Origin of the sequence: Curtobacterium sp. AB7 (assembly GCF_044909335.1) — a bacterium.
Taxonomy (GTDB): domain Bacteria; phylum Actinomycetota; class Actinomycetes; order Actinomycetales; family Microbacteriaceae; genus Curtobacterium.
The window spans coordinates 87,981-107,263 of record NZ_JBIYED010000008.1 but is presented as its reverse complement, the minus strand read 5'-3'; the positions used below and the strand labels follow the sequence as shown (position 1 = coordinate 107,263).

At 69.4% G+C, this 19,283-nt stretch carries 24 protein-coding genes; 7 read left to right on the top strand and 17 right to left on the bottom strand.

Annotation, left to right across the window (positions count from 1 at the left end):
• Positions 1-4: 4 nt before the first annotated feature.
• Positions 5-373 (top strand): VOC family protein, encoded by a 369-nt coding sequence (locus ABH929_RS15505; protein WP_111084715.1) that lies wholly within the window; start codon positions 5-7, stop codon positions 371-373.
• A 4-nt stretch (positions 374-377) separates the two neighbouring features.
• A complete protein-coding gene (locus ABH929_RS15500; protein WP_404561833.1) occupies positions 378-1,031 on the top strand; it encodes a CatA-like O-acetyltransferase in 654 nt (217 codons plus the stop codon).
• A gap of 130 nt (positions 1,032-1,161) precedes the next feature.
• Here the strand turns inward: ABH929_RS15500 and ABH929_RS15495 are convergent, their stop codons facing one another.
• From ABH929_RS15495 to ABH929_RS15470, 6 genes are all read right to left on the bottom strand, one after another.
• On the bottom strand, positions 1,162-1,476 hold the full coding sequence (locus ABH929_RS15495) for a hypothetical protein (protein WP_404561832.1): 315 nt from the start codon (positions 1,474-1,476) through the stop codon (positions 1,162-1,164).
• Between the two features lie 97 nt (positions 1,477-1,573).
• Positions 1,574-2,386: an AAA family ATPase gene (locus ABH929_RS15490; RefSeq protein WP_055960810.1), complete on the bottom strand. Its 813-nt coding sequence runs from the start codon at positions 2,384-2,386 to the stop codon at positions 1,574-1,576.
• Positions 2,383-3,780 carry a Mu transposase C-terminal domain-containing protein gene (locus ABH929_RS15485; RefSeq protein ID WP_404561831.1) on the bottom strand — a complete coding sequence of 466 codons (1,398 nt, stop codon included), beginning with the start codon at positions 3,778-3,780 and terminating at the stop codon, positions 2,383-2,385. The genes ABH929_RS15490 and ABH929_RS15485 overlap by 4 nt, the downstream gene beginning before the upstream one ends.
• 6 nt (positions 3,781-3,786) lie before the next feature.
• Positions 3,787-4,389 (bottom strand): recombinase family protein, encoded by a 603-nt coding sequence (locus ABH929_RS15480; RefSeq protein ID WP_071297643.1) that lies wholly within the window; start codon positions 4,387-4,389, stop codon positions 3,787-3,789.
• Between the two features lie 140 nt (positions 4,390-4,529).
• Positions 4,530-4,958: a uracil-DNA glycosylase gene (locus ABH929_RS15475; protein ID WP_228506156.1), complete on the bottom strand. Its 429-nt coding sequence runs from the start codon at positions 4,956-4,958 to the stop codon at positions 4,530-4,532.
• A 140-nt stretch (positions 4,959-5,098) separates the two neighbouring features.
• On the bottom strand, positions 5,099-6,163 hold the full coding sequence (locus tag ABH929_RS15470) for a TDT family transporter (protein ID WP_240614499.1): 1,065 nt from the start codon (positions 6,161-6,163) through the stop codon (positions 5,099-5,101).
• Positions 6,164-6,328: 165 nt separating this feature from the next.
• Between ABH929_RS15470 and ABH929_RS15465 the strand changes: the two genes are divergently transcribed.
• Positions 6,329-7,261, top strand: coding sequence for a LysR family transcriptional regulator (locus tag ABH929_RS15465; protein ID WP_208385475.1), 933 nt, complete (start codon positions 6,329-6,331; stop codon positions 7,259-7,261).
• Here ABH929_RS15465 and eno read toward each other — a convergent pair.
• The 9 genes from eno to ABH929_RS15420 form a co-directional block, all read right to left on the bottom strand.
• Positions 7,246-8,580 (bottom strand): phosphopyruvate hydratase, encoded by a 1,335-nt coding sequence (gene eno, locus ABH929_RS15460; protein ID WP_083393829.1) that lies wholly within the window; start codon positions 8,578-8,580, stop codon positions 7,246-7,248. The genes ABH929_RS15465 and eno overlap by 16 nt on opposite strands.
• A 145-nt stretch (positions 8,581-8,725) precedes the next feature.
• The gene (locus ABH929_RS15455) at positions 8,726-9,211 is read right to left on the bottom strand and encodes an inorganic diphosphatase (protein ID WP_055960822.1); all 486 of its coding nucleotides are present in this window, start codon (positions 9,209-9,211) and stop codon (positions 8,726-8,728) included.
• 26 nt (positions 9,212-9,237) lie between these two features.
• Positions 9,238-9,609 (bottom strand): CrcB family protein, encoded by a 372-nt coding sequence (locus ABH929_RS15450; RefSeq protein WP_055960823.1) that lies wholly within the window; start codon positions 9,607-9,609, stop codon positions 9,238-9,240.
• Entirely contained in the window at positions 9,606-10,109 is a 504-nt protein-coding gene (locus ABH929_RS15445) for a fluoride efflux transporter FluC (protein WP_404561830.1), read from the bottom strand. The genes ABH929_RS15450 and ABH929_RS15445 overlap by 4 nt, the downstream gene beginning before the upstream one ends.
• A complete protein-coding gene (locus ABH929_RS15440; RefSeq protein WP_055960826.1) occupies positions 10,106-10,849 on the bottom strand; it encodes a 2,3-diphosphoglycerate-dependent phosphoglycerate mutase in 744 nt (247 codons plus the stop codon). Before ABH929_RS15440 ends, ABH929_RS15445 begins: the two co-directional genes overlap by 4 nt.
• Entirely contained in the window at positions 10,846-11,352 is a 507-nt protein-coding gene (locus ABH929_RS15435; RefSeq protein ID WP_055960828.1) for a universal stress protein, read from the bottom strand. The genes ABH929_RS15440 and ABH929_RS15435 overlap by 4 nt, the downstream gene beginning before the upstream one ends.
• A 134-nt stretch (positions 11,353-11,486) precedes the next feature.
• The gene (locus tag ABH929_RS15430) at positions 11,487-12,848 is read right to left on the bottom strand and encodes a hypothetical protein (protein WP_404561829.1); all 1,362 of its coding nucleotides are present in this window, start codon (positions 12,846-12,848) and stop codon (positions 11,487-11,489) included.
• A gap of 4 nt (positions 12,849-12,852) precedes the next feature.
• The gene (locus ABH929_RS15425; RefSeq protein ID WP_111084721.1) at positions 12,853-13,779 is read right to left on the bottom strand and encodes a carbohydrate ABC transporter permease; all 927 of its coding nucleotides are present in this window, start codon (positions 13,777-13,779) and stop codon (positions 12,853-12,855) included.
• Positions 13,776-14,765, bottom strand: a complete 990-nt coding sequence (locus ABH929_RS15420) for a sugar ABC transporter permease (protein WP_258373213.1) — start codon at positions 14,763-14,765, stop codon at positions 13,776-13,778. The genes ABH929_RS15425 and ABH929_RS15420 overlap by 4 nt, the downstream gene beginning before the upstream one ends.
• A gap of 164 nt (positions 14,766-14,929) precedes the next feature.
• Here ABH929_RS15420 and ABH929_RS15415 point away from each other — a divergent pair, with 164 nt between their 5' ends.
• Together ABH929_RS15415 and ABH929_RS15410 are read left to right on the top strand one after the other, a co-directional pair.
• Entirely contained in the window at positions 14,930-15,937 is a 1,008-nt protein-coding gene (locus ABH929_RS15415) for a LacI family DNA-binding transcriptional regulator (RefSeq protein ID WP_404561828.1), read from the top strand.
• Positions 15,938-16,012: 75 nt separating this feature from the next.
• Positions 16,013-16,399: a VOC family protein gene (locus ABH929_RS15410; RefSeq protein WP_240347415.1), complete on the top strand. Its 387-nt coding sequence runs from the start codon at positions 16,013-16,015 to the stop codon at positions 16,397-16,399.
• Positions 16,400-16,552: 153 nt separating this feature from the next.
• Here ABH929_RS15410 and ABH929_RS15405 read toward each other — a convergent pair whose 3' ends face one another.
• Both ABH929_RS15405 and ABH929_RS15400 read right to left on the bottom strand, forming a co-directional pair.
• Entirely contained in the window at positions 16,553-17,284 is a 732-nt protein-coding gene (locus tag ABH929_RS15405) for an esterase/lipase family protein (protein WP_404561827.1), read from the bottom strand.
• Positions 17,281-18,054, bottom strand: coding sequence for an alpha/beta fold hydrolase (locus ABH929_RS15400; RefSeq protein ID WP_404561826.1), 774 nt, complete (start codon positions 18,052-18,054; stop codon positions 17,281-17,283). Before ABH929_RS15400 ends, ABH929_RS15405 begins: the two co-directional genes overlap by 4 nt.
• An 83-nt stretch (positions 18,055-18,137) precedes the next feature.
• Here ABH929_RS15400 and ABH929_RS15395 point away from each other — a divergent pair, with 83 nt between their 5' ends.
• Entirely contained in the window at positions 18,138-18,665 is a 528-nt protein-coding gene (locus tag ABH929_RS15395) for a hypothetical protein (protein WP_404561825.1), read from the top strand.
• Positions 18,666-18,684: 19 nt separating this feature from the next.
• Positions 18,685-19,233, top strand: coding sequence for a dihydrofolate reductase family protein (locus ABH929_RS15390; RefSeq protein WP_263091348.1), 549 nt, complete (start codon positions 18,685-18,687; stop codon positions 19,231-19,233).
• Positions 19,234-19,283: the final 50 nt, after the last annotated feature.

Sequence of the window (19,283 nt, the reverse complement as noted above, 5' to 3'; positions counted from 1 at the left end):
GGCCATGATCGGCACACTCGACATGGTCGTCCTGGACTGCGCAGACCCTCGCGGCCTGGCGCGCTTCTACGCGGAGCTGCTCGGCGGCGAGATCGTCGGCTTCGACGAGGACTGGGCCGAGGTCGCGCTGCCCTTCACCGACCAGCGTCCGCTCCTGGCGTTCCAGCAGGTCGAGGACTACCGCGCACCGGAGTGGCCCGGCCAGCTCGTCCCGCAGCAGAGCCACCTCGACGTGAAGGTCGAGGACCTCGACGACGGCGAGGCAGCGGTCCTGGCGATCGGTGCGACCGCCACAGGATCGGCGACCGACACGTTCCGCGTCTACCTCGACCCGGCGGGCCACCCGTTCTGCCTCATCCGACCGAACGACTGACGGCATGACGGAGCTCCGACCGATCGACCTGGACACCTGGCCCCGCCGCGAGCACTTCGAGCACTACCGGCAGCGTGTGCAGTGCTCCTACGAGGTGACCGTCGACGTCGACGTGACCGCGTTCGTCGCGGCGGTCCACACGAGGGCGGCGAAGACCTACGCGTCCCAGATCTGGGCGATCGCGACCGTGGTCAACCGTCACGCCGAGTTCCGGATGCAGCTGCTCGACGACGGCTCCCCTGGCGTCTGGGACGTCGTGCACCCGATGTTCACGGTGTTCCACCCGGACACGGAGACCTTCTCGGCCTTGGTGGTGCCCTACGACGAGGACCCCGGCCGGTTCCACGCCGCCGCGGTCGAGACGATGGATCGGTACCGGGACGACGTCCGGATGTTCCCGCAGGACGACCGGCCCCGGAACGTGTTCGACGTCTCCACCTTCCCCCGCACGTCGTTCACGGGGTTCGCGCTGCACGTCCGCGACGGGTACGACCACCTGTTGCCGATCATCACGCTCGGCCGCTACCGGATCGAGGGTGCCCGCACGGTGATGCCGATGGCGCTGCAGATCAACCACGCGGCGGCCGACGGTTTCCACACCTCGCGGTTGGTCCAGGAGCTCGAGGACCTGCTCGCCGACCCGTCGTGGCTGGCGTGACGGTCCGACCCGCGCTGCCAACCGACGCGGTCGGGGTGGCCGGGCCACGCTGACGGACTGGAGGCCCGTGGCGGAGCCCGCCACGGGCCTCCAGTCCGTCTTTGCCCTGTCCAGGGCGGTCCCACGTCCGTCACGCGCCGGCGCGTGCCTCCAGGGCTTGCTCGAACTCACGCCGCATCGCGTCGCCGCCCCGGCGACGCCAGTCGCGCACGACGCCCTTCCACCCTGACACCGGCGCTCGGCCCAGCAGCACGTCGTTGATCGCGCTCGTGGCGTAGGTCCCGATGGCCGGGCCCTTGGTGGAGTTCGTCGGCGAGTACAACCCGTACGTGGGGTTCGTGATCCCGTCGTCCAACCACGAGGACAGCGACTCGTAGACGACGTCCGTCATCTCCGGGGCACCCGAGTAGAAGAGCGGCAGCGGGCACTCCGTGAAGTACTGCAACGGGAACTCGCCGAGTGCGGTCTCGCTGTTGCCCGTCTTCGTGAGGATGTGAGCAGCCTCGCTCTGTGTCGTCGTTTTCGCTGCGGTCAGTGTCGGGTCAGGTGGTGCCGATGACGAGGGTGCTGCGGGCGGCCTCGACGACGTCGTTGGTGATGACGTCGAGCTCGTTGATCTTCAGGACGCGTTGGATCTGAGGGAGGAGGCGCTCAAGGAGCCGGAAGTTGCCGCGGGTGATGCGTTCGACGGCGGCGATGGCTTGCGCGTCGGTGAAGTCGTCGGGGTCGAGCGTCTTGCCGAGCTTGCGCCATTGACGTTCGAGGACGAAGAGCAGCTCGTCGTGCCCGAGCGGACGGTACTGGTGGGCGAAACCGAGGCGGCTGTAGAGCTGCGGGTAGTGGCTGAACTGCTTCTCGATGCCGGGCATGCCGATGAGAATCATCGCGATGCCGGTGCGGTCGTACTGGTCGCGGAGCCACTCAATGGCGTTGCCGGTGAGGCGTTCGGACTCGTCGATGATGATCAGCTCGAGCAGGGACGGGTTGGGGCCGTGTGCGTGGTCGAAGTGGCGACCCTGGAGCAGGAGGTGTTCCTCGATGCAGCGTTCGGTGCGGAGCATGTCGTGCCGGAGGTCGTCCTGCAGGGCGCGCATCGTGGCGGAGACCTCGGGCGTGTAGAAGACGGTGCGGGCTCGGTGGGCGGCGGCGTAGATCTTCGTGTCGTCTTCGCTGCGTGCGGCCCATCTGGCGATGAACGGGCCGATGCTGTCCCAGTGGGCGTAGCGGCGTGCGGAGAGGGTCTTGCCGACGCCAGCGGGGCCGAAGCAGACGCCGATGGTGTTCTGCTTCCGGACGGCGTCGGCGAACTCCGCGAACCGACGGTGTTCCTTCGTGATGATGAACTGGCTCGTCATGACCGGTCCTCCTCGTAGGTCATCAGTCGCGGTTGATCCGGTGCCGGTGCGGGTGCTGGTGGGGTGTGATCATCGGGTGTGGGGCGGACGATCGCGATGCGTTCGCGGATCTGCCCGCGCAGGGCTCTTCGTTGCGCGTTCCGGGCGGCCTGGATCTGCTTGAGACTGATGGTCTCGGTCTGATGCGCGGTACTGATCGCGGTGCACAGGAACGCGTCGCGGTGAAAGACACGGATCTCGGTGACGTCGCGGGGGTCGTACCGGACGCTGACGGTGCTGCCCACGAAGGGTGCGAGGGTGGTGGCGGTGTAGCGGAGCCCTTCGAAGTGGATGCCGTCTCGTTGCACGACGCGCGTGGTCGGGACGGTGAGCAGGAACCCGTCGAGATGCTCGAGGGAGTCCGGCATTCGTGGCAGCCACCCGTCTGCGATCCACGCTTCCAGTGGGCTCTTCCGGAGCTCACGGTGGATGCGGGCGTTGTAGCGGCGGATGAACGTGTTGATGGCGCTGTCGACGCCGGCGAGATCCAGCGCCGGCGTCGGCGCCGAGGCTCCGGGTGCGAGGTGGCCGGGGAGCGTTTGGAGCAGCTCGGTGTTGATGGTGCCGAAGAACCGCTCGATCTTCCCGCGGCCCTGGGGGCGAGCGACCTGCGAGTGGATGATGCGGAGGTGCAGCACGGCGGCGGTGTCGCCGATTCGGTGGCTGGTGAAGTCGGACCCGTGGTCTGTGTAGAGCACGTCTGGGATCCCGCAGACAGGCCAGTCCGGTTCCGGCTTGTGCCAGATCGCTTGCCGGAGCGCGAGCGCGGTGTTCGCGGCGGATGGGGCGCCGAGGAACACCATGTACCCGCAGACCGCGCGGGAGTAGTCGTCGAGGATCACCGTCAACCACGGCCGTTCCGGCTTGCCGTCGGGTCCGACGATGAGCAGGTCGAGCATTGTGTGGTCCGCCTGCCAGATCGCGTTGGGGTGATCCGCGCGACGTCGGAGCAGCAGTTCGTGCTTGTCCCGATATGACGCGGGCCCCTCGAGTGCAAGCGTCACCATCCCGGGATCAAGCCCGTTCACGATCGACCGCACAACGGAGTACGACGGCGCTGAGAGACCTCGTTTGGTGCAGTAATTGTCGACCTGGCGGTGAATCGTGGCGATCGAGGGTCGTGGCTTGGTGAGTGCGAGCCCCTCAATCAGGCGCACCAGTTCCGGTGCCGTCCGTCGAGCGCCGTGATCGGTGCGGGTGCCGTCGGCGAGAGCCGGGTATCCGCCGGTTCGGTAGCGGGCCAGCCAGCGTTGCAGGGTGCGCTCGGCGACGCCCGTGGTGCGGGCCAGGGTGGTGAGCGGGATGGCGTCCTCGACGTGCAGTCGAAGGATGCCCCACCGCTCGCTCGCGTCCATGGCCAGCTACATCGTTGGGGAAGGCTTGGTTCGTCGCGCCGCGACGGGCTCGGCGTGCTTCGCGAGTGCACGGTAGATGGTGGTGCGGCTGACGCCGAGCACGTCGCCGATCTGCGCGACGGTCATGTCCTGCTGTTCGTAGAGCCGGCGTGCGGTGCGCACCTGGTCCGCGGAGAGGCGAGATGGTCGGCCGCCGGTGCGGCCGCGGGCTCGGGCGGCGGCGAGGCCGGCGTTGGTGCGTTCCTTGATGAGGTCACGTTCGAACTCCGCCAACGCGGCGAAGACGTGGAACACGAGCCGACCGCCGGGCGAGGTGGTGTCGATGGTCTCCTGCAGGGACCGGAACCCGATGCCGCGCTCGGCGAGAGCGTGCAGCTGATCGATGAGGTGCCGGATGGACCGGCCGAGCCGATCGAGTCGCCAGACGACGAGAGTGTCGCCGGGCCGGAGCTGATCGAGGAGCTTGTCGAGCTCGGGCCGGTGTTGGAGCGACCCGGACATGGTGTCGATGAACACGCGGTAGCAGCCAGCGGCGTTGAGCGCGTCGATCTGCAGCGACGCGTCCTGGTCTGTGGTGGACACGCGCGCGTACCCGAGGAGGTGACCCATGAAGAGAACGTAGCGAAACTCGACCAAGAGGGGTAGTGGCGGCACGTAGATTCCGGGACTGGGTTCCGCTACAAGACACGGCGCCTCGCACCCGGGCGGAGCGCCGGTACGGACAGTTGTAGCGGAATCGTTCGTATTTGTTACGTCTGCCGCGCTCGCGCGGCGAGCCGGAGTGCTTGCACGGAACGGAGGTGTTGTTCCGATCGGTGGCGGCCGTTGGCGGGAGACGGATGTGGTGCTGCGATGACCGGAAGGAGTCGGGGGTGCTCGTCCAGGGTGAAGTGTCGCATGACGCCGTCGAGGGCAACGGCCCCGTACGTGACGATCGCAGTGAGAGCGGGGAGGGCCGCGAGCAGTGTGGCGAGGGCATGCCGCCCCTCGTCGATGTCCTCGAGTCGCACGCGGTCGGGCAGTTCCCATGGGACAAGGTTCCAGCGGACGTACTCGCCGCGTGCGAGTCCGGACTCGATACGGGCTGCTCGGAACGCGGCCGCGGTCGGGCCCGGGTTGTCCTCGCTGCAGATCGCTGCGTGCGCTGCGGCGATGGTCTGGGGGCCAGGCGACTGCATCAGGACCAGGACACGGCTGAATCTGCCGCCGGATCGTGGGTCGAAGCTCGGGACGAACCGTCGGCTGCCGTCGGGCGCGGTCCGCCACGTCTCCGCGAGACCGTTCAGCGATCGAACGTCAGCGAGTTCCTCGGGGGTACTCATGCCGGCTGTGGCGGTGCCAGCAGGGTGCCACGGATGACGGATCCGTGAAAGGTGCGAAGGGCAACGGTGATCCATGCGGCGACGAGGCCGGCGTAGTAGATGACGGCGAGGACGGCAACGACGGTCAGGCCTGAGTGCAGGGCGAGCCCGTTCAGGCCGGTGACGCAGGTCCCGACGGGGAACGTGAAGGACCACCAAGTCAGGCTGAACGGCAAGTGTTCGCGGGCAGTGCGGATGGTGATCGCGAGGGCGATGACGGTCCACAGCAGCGCGAAGCCGAGCATCGCGAACCCGTACACCAGCGCCACGACCAGCAGGGCATGCGCGGTACTCGCATCGACAACGGTGGGGGCGTTCGATGCGAGGAGGTTCACCGCGGTGATCGACTGTCCGACCGGCCCGAGGACGATCCACAGAGTCGGGACCATGCCGGCGGCCCCGACCTTGTGCTGCGCGAGACGGTTCCAGATCAGCGTGATCACGACCAGCGACGTGATGAGGCTGAGGCCGAAGAAGCCGTAGCAGGACCACAGCAGCGTCTCCCGCGCCTGCCCGGCGGGGGCGTACGGCAGCAGGAGCGCACCGGTGGAGGCGGACACCATCGGCGGGACGATCGGCATCAGCCAGCCGCCGAACGCGGAGTCGGGCTTGTTCTCGTGGCGGGTGAACGCCAGGTACGGCACGAGCACTGCCGTGAGCAGTCCTCCGATGGTGCCGATGGTCCACAGGACCCAGTCGATGGTGACGGCGGCGGGCAGGCCGACCCAGTCCTTGCCGAGCAGGAGTGTCCCGGCGCCGACGGTGAGGAACGCCATCGGTGGTGCGCCGTAGAAGTGCGAGATCACCGGGTTGAGCTGGTGCCCGGCTGCAGTGCTCCGGTAGCGGATCCAGTGCAGCACCGTCGCGGTCGTGAGGGCGACGAGGAGCACCGCGGCGATCGCCCACACGACCGTCGCCGCGAGGCGCAGCCCGGGGAACTGCAGCGGCAGTGACGCAGCTGCGACAGCGACGATCCCCGTGCCCATGATCGACGCGAACCAGTTCGGTGTGAGATTCGACACGATCAGGCCTGGCCGCTCCAGGTCACGGAACAACGCCGTCTGCGGCCGTTGGGGCAGCTGGCTACCGTTCGCGGGTGCAGGGTCCGTGCGGAGCGTTGTCATGGGCCAAGCCTGCGCGAATCCTGCCTCTGGCGGTACCCGGAACCTCTTGGCAGGGCACAATCAATGATTGTGGCACTACGGCGACTCACGGACCGAACCCTCGACCTCGACACACTCGACGTGCTCGCACGCGTCGCCGAGACCGGCTCCCTCTCCGCTGCCGCTGGAGCGCTCGGCGTCACGCAACAGGCAGTGTCTGCTCGGATCCGGGTCGCCGAGCGCATGGTCGGTCACTTGTTGGTGCACCGCTCGACCACGGGGTCGGTGCTGACCGAGACCGGCAGGCTCGTCGTCGGGCTGGCCGGACCGGTCCTCGACGCGTCTCGCCACCTCGAAGCAGGAGTGGCTGCGCTGCGGACTCCCACGGGTTCGCTCGTCGTCGCAGCGTCACAGACGATCGCGGAGCTGCTGCTGCCGGGCTGGCTGCTCGAATTCCGCCGCCGCGAACCCGACGTGCGGGTGCGCCTGATCGCGGGCAACTCCGCCGCGGTGACGGACCTCGTGCAGTCGGGTGGCGCGAACCTCGGGTTCACGGAGACCCCGGTGACGGCGGCAGGTGTGTCCGCGCAGGTGATCGCGGACGATGAGCTCGCGGTCGTCGTTGCGCCGGAACATCCCTGGGCTCGGTCGACCGGGATCACTGCGGAGGTCCTGGCGGCGACGGCTCTGCTCCTGCGGGAAGAAGGTTCCGGAACTCGCGCGACCCTCGCCGCATGGCTCAGGGAGGCCGGTTTGAGCATGTCGGTTCCGGCCGCGGTGCTGGAGACCACGAGCATCATCCGGGCGAACGCGCAGGCTGGAATTGCACCGGCGGTGATGAGCCTTCGCACGGTCGCCGCCGACATCAACGACGGGTCGCTGGTGCGGGTCCCGCTCGCTGGGCCGCCACTTGCCCGGCCGTTGCGGGCGATCTGGTCGGGAGAGCCTCAGCCAGCTGGTTCTGCTTTCCTGCGCGTCGCCCACGAGGTGACCGGTCGGGGTCAGCGCAGCCCGTAGGGCAGCTCCGGATTGTTCTCCGCGATCTCGGTGAGCCGGTTGTACTTGGCGACGCGTTCTCCGCGGGCGGGTGCGCCGGACTTGATCTGTCCGGTTCCGGTGCCGACGACGAGGTCCGCGATGAACGTGTCGGTGGTCTCGCCGGACCGGTGCGACACCATGCTCCGCATCCCGAGCGAGCGTGCGACGCCGATCGCGTCGAGGGTCTGGGAGACGGTGCCGATCTGGTTCGGCTTGATGAGCGCCGCGTTCGAGAGCCCGTCCTTCCCACCGTCGCGGATGCGCTGCGGATCGGTGACGTAGAGATCATCGCCGACGATCTGGAGCATGTCGCCGAGCGCGAACGACATCGCCTTCCAGCCGCCGTGGTCATCTTCGGAGAAGCCGTCTTCGATGCTCCGGATCGGATACCGGCTGATGAGGTCGCGGTAGTAGTCGACCATGCCTGCGCGGTCGAGCCGGCGGTCCACGACCCGGTAGCTACCGTCACCGAGCGCGAACTCGTTCGCCGCCGGGTCGAGTGCGATCGCGACGGTGTCCACGCCGGGCTCGTAACCGGCGGCACTGATCGCGGCGACGAGGAGGTCGAGGGCCTCCTCGGGCGCGGCGATCGACGGGGCGAAGCCGCCTTCGTCCCCGAGACCGAGACTGCCGAACCGTTCCCGGACCAGTGCCGCCAGCGCGTGGTAGACGTCCGATCCGATCCGAACCGCGTCGGTCATGGTCTCGGCGTTCACCGGGGCGATCATGAACTCCTGGAAGTCGAGCGCGTTCGCTGCGTGCGCTCCGCCGTTGAGCACGTTGAAGTGCGGGACGGGCAGGCGGGGCGTGCTGCCGGTGACGTCTGCGATCCAACGCCAGAGCGGCAGCTCCGCTGCGGCGGCGAGAGCGCGTGCCATCGCGATCGAGGTCGCGACGACACTGTTCGCGCCGAGCCGGCGGTGGTTCGGGGTGCCGTCGAGGGCAGCGAGGGCGGCGTCGGCCTGCCCGATCGAGGTCCACGACTGGCCGGTGATCATCGGTGCGACGTCCGTCGTGATGAGGTGCAGTGCCTGGCTCACGTCGCGGCCGCCGTAGCTGCTGCCGCCGTCGCGAAGCTCGACAGCCTCATGCGCGCCAGTGGATGCGCCTGCGGGGGCGTCACCGGTGACGACGGTGCCGTCCTCGAGCTCGAGACGCACCTGGATCGTCGGGTAGCCGCGGGAGTCGAGGATCCGGGAGCCGTGCAGGCTGCTGATGGTGACGGGGCGGCTGGTGTGGGTCACGTACTCGCCCTGATGGTGGGTGGTGTGGTGGACGTTGCTGATGTAGTCGTTCACGGCGGTTGTCGCCTTTCGGGTTGGTCGTGCGGGTGTGGGCCGCGGGGAGGCGGAGGGACGACCTCCTGGCGATCACTGGGCGCCAGTTGCCTCCCCACGGCGGTTCAGGGCGCGCACTGGATGGTGTCGGGTGCGCGGGTGCCGGTCAGGGGTGCGGGGTGAACCGTTCCTGTGCGGCGCGGATGATGGCTTCGGCGTCGACACGGTTCGCCCACCCGTTGGTGGTGACGTGCTTGCCGTGCTCGATCTCCTTGTAGTGGGCGAAGAAGTGCTCGATCTCCGCCAGGACCGGCTCGGCGACGTCGGAGATGTCCTGGACGTGGTCGAAGCGGACGTCTCCGGCGGGGACGGTGAGGATCTTGTCATCGCCGCCGTTCTCGTCGACCATGCGGAGCATCCCGACCGGGCGGACGTCGATGACGACGCCGGGGAACGTGGGCCGGGGCAGCAGCACGAGCGCGTCGAGGGGGTCGCCGTCATCGCCGAGAGTGTCGTCGATCGAGCCGTAGTCCTGCGGGAACACCATGCTGGTGAACACCGCCCGGTCCAGGCGGATCCGTCCGGTGGCGTGGTCGACCTCGTACTTGTTGCCGCTGCCGCGGGGGATCTCGATCGTGATGTCGAAGTGCATGAGCTGTTCGTCTCCCAGTCGGATGGTCAAGTGAGGGTGCCGAGGGTGACGCCCCCGGCGGCTGCGGCGACGGAGACGACGAGCATCCCGAGCCCGTTCACGGCAGCCGCGGTGGTGCGGCCAGTGCGTGCGAGGCGGACGGTCTCGAAGCTGGCGGTGCTGAACGTGGTGTAGCCACCCATGAGCCCTGTTCCGAGCACCGCGACGGGGGTGGCGCCGAGGTGACCGGCGGCGCCGGTGATCAAGCCCAGCAGGAACGAGCCGGTGATGTTGATCGTCAGCGTCCCGACCGGGAGCCGGAACTGCCGACCCCGGTTGATCGCACCATCCACGAAGAACCGTGCGGCCGCGCCGACACCGCCAGCGACCGCGACGCTGAGGAAGGCCAGGGCGCTCATGATGTGGCCCCGTTCGGTCGGACCAAACCCGCGATCGCGAGGCCGCTACCGGCGGCGATCGCGCCGGCGAGGACCGTCAGGAGCGCGTACCCGGTGCCGGCCAACCCGCGGCCAGCGAGGAACAACACCGCGGTGCTGGTCGCGAGGGTGCTGTAGGTGGTGAACCCGCCGAGGACACCGGTTCCCAGAAGCAGGCGCAGTGTCCGGCGGCGACCCTCGTCAGGTCCGCGATGCGCGAGGTGTTCCAGCAGCACACCCAGTAGGAGCGCGCCGGCGATGTTGATCCAGAAGATCGCCCAGGACACCTCCTGCTGAGCGGGGAACGCGGTGCTGAGTCCGTCGCGTGCGGCGGTACCGATGGCGCCGCCGAGTGCGACGACACCGAGGTACCGCCACCGCAGATGCACTGGCCGGTCGATACGTTCCGGGTCGTTGGCGTCGATGTCTGGGTCGGGCGGGAGCTGCCCATCGGGCAGGTGCGTGTCCGTTCGGGAGGTCATGTTCCACCTTCCGCAGCGACCGCTGCCGCTGCTGCTCGTGCTGCCGGATGCAGGTACTCCCCACCCCGCGGACAGAACCCACCGTCGCCGTCGAACCGGTAGATCAGGGGTTCGCCCGTGGGGAGGTTCAGGTCCGCGAGCTCACCGTCAGTTAGGCCGTCCATGCAGGCACACAGTGCCCGCAGTGAGTTGCCGTGCGCGACGACGAGCACTGTCTGCCCGTCGCGGAGTGCCGGGGTGATGCTGTGCGACAGGACGGGTTGGACCCGGCGGATGACGTCGGAGAGTGTTTCGGTTCGACGAAGTGCCGCCCACGGCAGTCCACGAAGCGCCGGCGTCCGCCGGAGCGCCAGCCACGCGCGGATCGACATGCGTGGTGGCCGTCCCGTGCGGGTCCGACGAACAGCGAAGAACTGCTCCGCCCCCAACGCCGCTTGCGCATTCTGCTTGGACATGCCGGTGAGGGCGCCGTAGTTCCGCTCGTTCAACCGCCACGTCGACTCGATCGGCGCATCACGTCCGAGGACGTCGGTGACGAGCTCCGCCGTGTGGAGCGCCCGCTCGAGCGTCGACGTGAGCACGAGGTCCGGTCGGATGCCGGCATGCAGAAGTAGCAACCCAGCCCGATTCGCTTCGGCGCTGCCCTGTTCGGTCAGCGCGACGTCTCGCAAGCCGGTGAAGGTACCGGCAGCGTTCGCAGTGCTCTGTCCGTGGCGGAGCAGAACAAGCTGGCCGGTCACGGGGTGTCCAACGGCAGTGGGGCATCGAACCCGACCGGATCAACGGGCACTACGAGCACTGAACGGTGCTGCTGATGGGTCAGCCGTACCGCGACCGACCCCGTGAAGAACTCCGCGATTCGACCCGCTCCCGTCCTGGCCCCGACGACCAGCATCGCCGCGTCGCGGTCTTCGGCCACTTGCGACAGTGCCCGGCTCGGATCCCCGACACCCGGGACGAACGTGACGTCGACGCCGTAGGTCGTTGCGGCAGCACGTACTGCCGCCTTGTCACTGTCCGACAAGCCCTGCGGTGTCGTGTCAGCGGTGTCAGGGTCGATCGGTTCCACCATCACCGACCCGTCCGAGCGCGTACCGGCATCGAAGAGCGATGCATCCACGCTGACGCACACCAGCGTCGTACCGAAGCGCCGCGCGATAGACGACGCAACCTCGATGACCCCCGGAGCGAGGCCGGGCAGGACGCCGACGACGACCGGTCCGGAACCGATTGGTGCTGTCATGACACTCCCTACCTCAGGCGCGCAGAAGCGCGACCAGCTGAGATAGGGACTGTTGTCGACAACTGTCGAGGTTGGGTCCGGCAAGCCCCACTACCGGGTCCGAAGACACCACCATTATGCACCCGAACCCCAAGTCACGCGGGCCGTCTCGCGCACCCGCGACGTCCCGACACCGAAGGAAGCGATTCCGACGACACGGAGCGAAGCTGCCCACACGTGAGGACCGGGGCGCCGTCGCGGAAGTCGAAGTCCCGTCCCTCGATGCCGAACTTCCGGTACATCCAGGCCTCGGTCCCGAACGGCGACGCACACCAGTTCAGTACCCCCAGCAACATGCGGATGCGGTCCTCCGATCCGGCCGCGAACGCGGTGATCGCGTTGTTCGGGTCCCCGAGCCACGGCTTCGGCTTCGCGCCGCCCGGTCCGACGAACGGGGCCATGGTCATGCGGAACCCGCTGCCCGGCTCGGCCTGCTGCAGCAGCCCGGGGATCGCGCTGTAGCTGTCCTGGAGCATCAGCGCCGAGCCCTGCACGAACCACACCTTGCCGTTGTAGGCGGTGACGCTGTCGGGGTGGACGAGGCCGTCGGCCAAGAGCTTCCTCGATGCCTCGAGCATGTCCTGGTACGCGTCGACCTCGTACATGTGGGTCAGGCGGCCATCCTGTTCATCCCACTGGTTGGGCACACCGAACATCGACGCCAGGATGTTGGTCGGCACGGAGCCCAGGGCCCAGCGGTTGCGCTGCGGGTCGGAGACCTCGCGGCAGAGCGCCTCGAACTCGCCGAGGTCGCGGAACGACGGGTCGACGCCGAGCTGCTCGAAGAGGTCCTGCCGTCGGTGCAGCACGCCGGTGGTGAGCGGCCCGCGGGGGACGGGCACGCCGTAGATGCCGCCCGAGAACACGGTCCCGCGCCAGGACGCTGTGGGCAGGTTGGCGAGGTACGGGTAGTCCCGGACGCCGCTGCCGGAGAGGATCTCGGTGAGGTTCGCCGCCTTGGCTTCGAGGAACTGCGGCAGGTACGAGAACGTGCCGAACACCGTGAACACGTCGCCGAGGGTGTCGCCCGCGACCTGTGTGGCGAACTTGTTGCCCCAGTCGGCGTTCGGCGTGATGGTCAGGTCGAGGTCGACGCCCATCCGCTCGTCGAGGCCCTGCCAGTACGGGTTGCTGCCCTTCGACGGCGGGACGGGCGAGTTCGTCGGGACGCTGCCGTGCAGCGTCGACCCGTCGCCGGGCACGCGGTCGGTCGGCACCAGGTCCGCCGGGATCCGTCGGAACGCGGACGGCATGAGCGCGCTGGTCTTCGGCAGCACCGGGTCCGGCCCGCCGGCCCACGGCACGTAGTCCGGCAGCGTGACGGCCCGGTTGATCGCCTTCACGTCGGTGGAACGGGTGACGGTGTCACAACCGGCCAGGAGGCCCGTGGCCGCGATCCCGAGACCGCCGGCGATCAGGCCGCGGCGGCTGATGCCCCGTGGTGCGTTGGTCGTCATGGTGTCAGCCCTTCACGGCGCCGGTCAGGACACCCTTGGCGAAGTGCCGCTGCAGGAACGGGTAGAGGATGAGGATGGGGACGATCGAGACGACGAGGATCGCCATCTGGATCGACGCCTGCGGGGGCAGCGCGTCGGAGCTCGTGCCGAGGTCGGCGCCGCCGAGCTGCGCGTTGTTGATCACGTAGGTGCGGAGCACCAGCTGCAGGGGCCACTTCGCGGTGTCGTTGATGTACAGCAGGGCGTTGAAGAAGGCGTTCCAGTAACCGACCGCGTAGAACAGCCCGATGACGGCGAGCACCGCCTTCGACAGCGGGAGCACGATCCGCAGGAAGACGCCGAAGTCACCGGCGCCGTCGATGCGGGCGCTCTCGATGAGCTCGCGCGGGATCGCCATGAAGAACGAGCGCATCACGATCACGTTGAACGCGCTCAGCGCCGTCGGCAGGATGAGCGCCCAGTAGGAGTCGAGCAGGCCGAACTGCTTCACCACGAGGTAGTTCGGGATGAGCCCCGGCGCGAACAACAGGCTGACGAGCACGAGGCTCAGGACCACACCGTGTCCGTAGGATCCCGGCCGGCTCAGCGCGTACGCGAGCATCGCGGTGACGAACAAGCTGATCAGGGTGCCGACCGTGGTGATGCCGACGCTGACGAGCAGTGCCCGGGTGACGACGCCGCCGGCGAAGATGCTCTCGTAGGCACTGAAGTCGAGCCCGGTCGGCCACATCACGAAGCCCCCGGCACCGTTGACCTGGCTGGACGGCGCGACGCTCGTCGAGACGATGCCGAGGAACGGCAGCAGGACGACCAAGCAGATCACGAGCAGGACGAACCCGGTCAGCAGCCGACCGGGCAGCGGCGGCGCGTCCAGCGGGCGGTGCTTCCGGGTGGTCCCCGCGGGCACGGTCACGCTCCGGGTGGCGCTCATCGCGACTCCTTCTGGTAGACGCCCGCTTCGCCGAAGACGTGCGCGAGCTTGTTGGCGCCGAGGACGAGCAGCACGCCGACGACGCCCTTGACGAGCCCGACGGCCGCGGCGACACCCCACTGCCCGCCGAGCACGCCGTTGTTGTAGACGTAGGTGTCGAGGACCTCACTGGCCGCTCGACCGACCGCGGCCTGCTGCAGGAGGATCTGCTCGAACCCGACGGTGAGCGAGTCGCCGAGGCGCAGGATGAGCAGCAGGATGATGATGCCGCGCATGCCCGGCAGCGTGACGTGCCACAGCTGCCGCCAGCGCGAGGCGCCGTCCATCTTCGCCGCCTCGTACAGGCTGGCGTCGATCGAGCTGAGCACGGCGAGGAACAGGATCGTCGCCCAGCCGGTGTCCTTCCAGATCACCTGGCTGGTGAGCAGGGCGATGAACCCGTCGGGGTTGCCGAGGAAGTCGATCGCGTCACCGCCCGCGGCGCGGATCGCGTTGTTCACGAGCCCGGAGCCGCCGAGGATCTGCTGGAACACGGCGACGACGATCACCCACGACAGGAAGTGCGGCAGGTACAGGATCGACTGCACGACGCCCTTGATCCGCTCGGACAGCAGCGAGTTGAGCATGAGCGCCAGGATGATCGGCGCGGGGAACACGAACACGACCTGCACGAGGGTGATCACAAGGGTGTTCCGGAGCGCGCCGAGGAACTCCGGGTCCCCGTCGAAGATCACTGCGAAGTTCTCGACTCCGACCCACGGACTCCGGCCGAGCGGGACGAAGGGCAGGTACTCCTGGAACGCGATGAGGTTGCCGAGCAGCGGAAGGTAGTGGAACCCGAGCAGCAGGGCGACTCCCGGCAGGCCCATCAGCAGCAGCACCCGGTCGCGGCGGATCCGCTGCCACGTCGTGCGCCGTCGGAGTCCGGGGTGCGGCGGCGGTGCAGTGTGCGCAGTGGTCGTCGCGCGGACGTCGAGCTTCGTCACTCGGTGGCCTCCTCCGTTGGATTCCTGCAGCGACCCTGGCGCGCCGGGGGACGCGGTGGCAATTCGTTGCCAAACGTTTCCATCGTTGTAACGCTCCAGTGAGCGCACACCCGCAGCCCCACAGGACGACTCCACCGGAGACCGGCCGCGCTACGCTCGTCCCGATGCGCGCAACCGTGCGGGACGTGGCCACCCTCGCCGGGGTGTCGCCGAAGACCGTCTCCAACGTCATCAACGGCGGCGTGGTGGTGCGCCCGGAGACCCGCGAGCGCGTCGAGCGGGCCGTCGCCGAACTCGACTACGTGCCGAACCTGTCCGCCCGCGGGCTGCGGAACGGCCGCTCCGGTGCGATCGCCCTGACCCTGCCCGAGATGGGCAGCGCCTACTCGGCCGAACTCGCGCAGTGGTTCGTCGAACTCGCCCGCGAGCGCGGATGGGTCGTCCAGCTCGACCAGACCGGCAACGACCCGGCCCGCGAGCGCGAGCTCGTCTCACGAGCCCGCGCCCACCTCGTCGACGGCCTCGTGCTCAACCCGGTGTCGCTCAGCGCGAGCGTCCTGGCCTCGACCGAGGGGCTGCCGCCGACCGTCGTGATCGGCGAGGTCGAACCCGAGCACGTCGACCAGGTGCACGTCGACAGCCGGGCCGCCGCCGAGCAGGTCACCGCCTACCTGGTGTCCCGGGGCCACCGCCGGATCGCGGTCGTGGGTGCCGCCCGGGCGTCCGAGCCCACCGCCACCAGCGAGCTGCGGGAGCGCGGGTACCTCGCCGCGCTCGCCGCCGCCGGGATCGAACCGGACCCGGCGCTGCGGGTGCCGCTGCCGTCCTGGACGACGAGCGCGGCGGCGACGGCGTTCGCGGCCTGGCTCGACGAGCACCCCCTGCCCGACGCCGTGTTCGCGTTCACGGACTCGATCGCGTTCGGCGTGCTGCACGTCCTGGCCGCCCGAGGCGTCCGCGTCCCCGAGGACGTCAGCGTCATCGGGTTCGACGACATCGACGGTGCGGCGTACGCGATCCCCGCGCTCAGCACGGTGTCGTTCGACCGACGGGCGTTCGCGACGGCAGCACTCGACCTGCTGACCCGACGGATCGAGGACCGGAGCCTGCCGCCCGAGACCGTGGTCGTGCCGCACCGCATCGTCGAGCGCGCGAGCGTCGCTGACCGCTGACCGCTGATCGCTGATCGCTGATCGCTGATCGCTGATCGCTGATCGCTGATCGCTGATCGGCGTACGCTCCGCGGCATGACCAGCGAAGACGCCTCGATGCCGACGCTCGCCGCGACCGTCCTGCAGTCCCCGGAGCCGATCGCCCTCGCCCGGTTCTACGGCGCCCTGACCGGGTGGACCGTGTACGAGGACGACCCGACCTGGGCCCGCATCCGCCCCGCCGAGGGCCCCGGCCTGTCCGTGCAGTACGAGCCCGAGTACGTCGCGCCGACCTGGCCCGGCACCGCCGACGCCCCCGGCATGCAGCTGCACCTCGACTTCCAGGTGGAAGACCTGTCGGCAGCCGTCGCCCGCGCCGAAGAGCTCGGTGCCACACCGGCCGCGTTCCAACCGCAGGACGACGTCCGGGTGCTGCTCGATCCCGACGGGCACCCGTTCTGCCTGTTCCTGCCGGGAGCCTGAGGCAGTCTGGCCGCGCCCCGAGGTTCCACGACTCGCCGGGTGATCATCGCCGAGGTTCCGAACTGCGGCGAGCCGAGCGCCGACATGCCGAGATCTCGGAACCTCGGGGACGGGACGGGGACGGGACGGGGACGGGGACGGGACGGGCGCGCTTCAGTCTGGGTCGGCGGCCGCCAGCACCGCGTCGCGCGTGCGGACGTCGCCGAGGATCCGGAAGTGCCCGCCCACCGGCAGCCGCACGTTCGTCGCCCCGGACAGTTCACTGCCCTCGGGGATGAGCGTGTCGAAGACCCCGTAGACCGAGGTGATGCGGGCGTTCGCGTCGAGCTCCCGCGCCAGTCCGGCGAGCACGGGGTCGGCCGCCCGGAACACCCGCAGGTGCCGCACCGGAGCGAGCCGCGCGTAGCCCGACCCGGCGAAGGGCGTGGACACGGCGACCATGCGGTCGATGCGGCCGTGGTCGTCGAGCTGGGTCATCGCGTACTTCCCGATGAGTCCGCCCTTGCTGTGCGCGAGCACGAGCACGTTCCGCAGGTCGTGCTCCTCGAGGTACGCGAACACGTCGCGCGCCGAGTCCGGCACCGGCCGCAGGTTGTGCCGCAGCACCGGCAGCACGTGCACCGGGTGCCCTCGGTCGTGCAGGGCGTCCATGAGCGGCCGCATGAAGTGCCAGGTCTCGTAGACGCCGGGGATCACGACGACGGGCTGACCGTCGCCGGTCCGGTAGTCGTCAGCGGTGGTGGGCCCGAGGCTCCGCACCTGCCACGAGATCGCGTACCACCAGTCGAGTGCGGCCCACCTCGCGCGTCGCAGCAGCGGGATGCCGGGAGGCACGGGTCGGCCCGTGCGCGCCGGTCCCCTCGCCGAGACGGTCGGCTCGGTCATCGGATGTCCTCCGCAGCGTGCGAGCGTCGGAACTCGCCGACGAGTCGGGCGAACGCGACGGGTTGCCGCTCCTGCACGTGGTGCGGCCCCGGGAGTTCGACGAACGATCCTCGCGGTGCACGGGCTGCCACGCCGACGGCCCAGTCACGGCGCACGATCGGGTCCTCGGCGCCCCGAACGACGAGGACGGGTCGGCGCACCTCGGCGATCGTGTCCTCCAGCCGGTATCGGAGCATCGGGCGCAGCTCACGGATGTACTGCCGGACGCTCCGCAGGTAGTCGGTGACGAGCACGCCGTTCATCCGGAACCCCTCACCCGCTCCGTCGCGGAACAGGTCGGATGCCACCAGCGGCAGGGACCGCCGCTCCACCGGGATCACCGGGCTGACCAGGACGACGGAGCCGACGGCCCCGGGGTGCTGCCGGGCTGCCTCCGTCACGACCTGCGCACCCATCGACTGCCCGACGAGCACGAGGTCGTCGGCACCCCGCGCCCGGATGGCCCGGACGACCAGGTCGCCGAGTTCGGCCATCGGCAGGGTCCGGCCGGCACCGGGCAGCCCACCGAAGCCGGGCAGGTCGACGCTGACGGTGCGGTGGGTCGTGGCGAGCGCACACTGCGACCGGGCGAACGAGCGGTGGGACATCCCGATGCCGTGGACGAGCACCACGGTGGGGGCGACGTCGCTGCGCACACGTCCGGCGGGCGCCACGGTGTGCAGGCGCACCGGCAGGCCGTCGATCCGGATCGTCTCCACCTTGGCGCGCACGAACCGAGGCTACGCGGCGGTTCGCAGCACTGGATCAGCGTCGTCATCGGCCACGCATAGGCACGCGGTGTGCACTGCCTCCCATGAGCGACACCACTCCCCTGAACGGCCACGAGCCGGGCGACGCCGCCCGCACGCCCTCGGCAGCGGCACCGGCCGGCTGGGGGTCGGCCCCGACGCCGACCTCGACCGCCACGCTGGACACACCCGCACCGGCACCGGCACCGGCACCGGCACCGGACCAGTACGCCCAGCAGCCCTACCGCTCCGACGCCGGATCGTGGAACGCCGGCGACCCGAACGGCACCACCCCGTGGTACGGCGCCTCGGCCCCGACGAACCGGAAGAGCGCACCGAAGCCGCCGTGGTTCTGGCCCGTCCTGGCTGCGATCGTCGGACTCGCAGCACTGCTCGTCGGCGGTGGCATCGGCTTCGCCATCGGGCACGCGATCGGTGGGAACCAGTCCCAGTCGACCACCCAGGTGCCCGGTACGAACGGCGGGACCAACGGCGGCACGAACCAGTTCCCGGGCAACGGCACCGGGCAGCTCCCCGGGTACGGATCCGGCAGCGGCACGGACGGCAGCAGCGACAGCGGCACCGACAGCTGATCCGCAGTACGCTCCGGCCATGCGCAAGGTCACCGCAGGGCTGTTCACGTCGGTCGACGGCGTCGTGCAGGACCCGTACGAGTTCCAGTACGACAGCTTCGACGACGAGCTCGGGGCCGGGATGGGCGCGTTCATGGCCCGCACCGACACCGTCCTGCTCGGAAGGAACAGCTACCTCGAGTGGTCCGAGTGGTGGCCGGCGCACCCCGACGACCCGTTCGGACAGTGGATCAACCCGATCGAGAAGTACGTGGCCTCCACGACGCTCCGCGACGACCTGACGTGGCAGAACACCACCAGGATCCCGGGCGACCTCGACACCTTCGTCCGCGAGCTCAAGGAGCGCGACGGGGCCGACATCGCGGTGTGCGGCAGCGTGAGCGTCGTCCGGCACCTGCTGTTCGCGGGGCTCCTGGACGAGCTGCAACTGATGGTGCACCCGGCGATCGCCGGCTCCGGCCGGAAGCTCTTCGAGCCGACCGACCCGGCCACGCGTCTACGGCTGGTCGACAGCACCGTGACGAGCAAGGGGAACGTCGTGAGCACCTACGCACGGCTCGACGCCTGACGGAGCCGACCCGGGCCTCCCGGTCGGCAGTGGACGGGAGCGGTCCACAG

Bases quoted from the DNA above. Each gene is read 5' to 3' on its own strand.
- ABH929_RS15505 (WP_111084715.1), top strand. From the start codon at position 5: ATGATCGGCACACTCGACATGGTCGTCCTGGACTGCGCAGACCCTCGC.
- ABH929_RS15500 (WP_404561833.1), top strand. From the start codon at position 378: ATGACGGAGCTCCGACCGATCGACCTGGACACCTGGCCCCGCCGCGAG.
- ABH929_RS15490 (WP_055960810.1), bottom strand. From the start codon at position 2,386: ATGACGAGCCAGTTCATCATCACGAAGGAACACCGTCGGTTCGCGGAG.
- ABH929_RS15485 (WP_404561831.1), bottom strand. From the start codon at position 3,780: ATGGACGCGAGCGAGCGGTGGGGCATCCTTCGACTGCACGTCGAGGAC.
- ABH929_RS15480 (WP_071297643.1), bottom strand. From the start codon at position 4,389: ATGGGTCACCTCCTCGGGTACGCGCGCGTGTCCACCACAGACCAGGAC.
- ABH929_RS15475 (WP_228506156.1), bottom strand. From the start codon at position 4,958: ATGCAGTCGCCTGGCCCCCAGACCATCGCCGCAGCGCACGCAGCGATC.
- ABH929_RS15465 (WP_208385475.1), top strand. From the start codon at position 6,329: ATGATTGTGGCACTACGGCGACTCACGGACCGAACCCTCGACCTCGAC.
- ABH929_RS15455 (WP_055960822.1), bottom strand. From the start codon at position 9,211: ATGCACTTCGACATCACGATCGAGATCCCCCGCGGCAGCGGCAACAAG.
- ABH929_RS15450 (WP_055960823.1), bottom strand. From the start codon at position 9,609: ATGAGCGCCCTGGCCTTCCTCAGCGTCGCGGTCGCTGGCGGTGTCGGC.
- ABH929_RS15445 (WP_404561830.1), bottom strand. From the start codon at position 10,109: ATGACCTCCCGAACGGACACGCACCTGCCCGATGGGCAGCTCCCGCCC.
- ABH929_RS15435 (WP_055960828.1), bottom strand. From the start codon at position 11,352: ATGACAGCACCAATCGGTTCCGGACCGGTCGTCGTCGGCGTCCTGCCC.
- ABH929_RS15430 (WP_404561829.1), bottom strand. From the start codon at position 12,848: ATGACGACCAACGCACCACGGGGCATCAGCCGCCGCGGCCTGATCGCC.
- ABH929_RS15425 (WP_111084721.1), bottom strand. From the start codon at position 13,779: ATGAGCGCCACCCGGAGCGTGACCGTGCCCGCGGGGACCACCCGGAAG.
- ABH929_RS15415 (WP_404561828.1), top strand. From the start codon at position 14,930: ATGCGCGCAACCGTGCGGGACGTGGCCACCCTCGCCGGGGTGTCGCCG.
- ABH929_RS15410 (WP_240347415.1), top strand. From the start codon at position 16,013: ATGACCAGCGAAGACGCCTCGATGCCGACGCTCGCCGCGACCGTCCTG.
- ABH929_RS15405 (WP_404561827.1), bottom strand. From the start codon at position 17,284: ATGACCGAGCCGACCGTCTCGGCGAGGGGACCGGCGCGCACGGGCCGA.
- ABH929_RS15395 (WP_404561825.1), top strand. From the start codon at position 18,138: ATGAGCGACACCACTCCCCTGAACGGCCACGAGCCGGGCGACGCCGCC.
- ABH929_RS15390 (WP_263091348.1), top strand. From the start codon at position 18,685: ATGCGCAAGGTCACCGCAGGGCTGTTCACGTCGGTCGACGGCGTCGTG.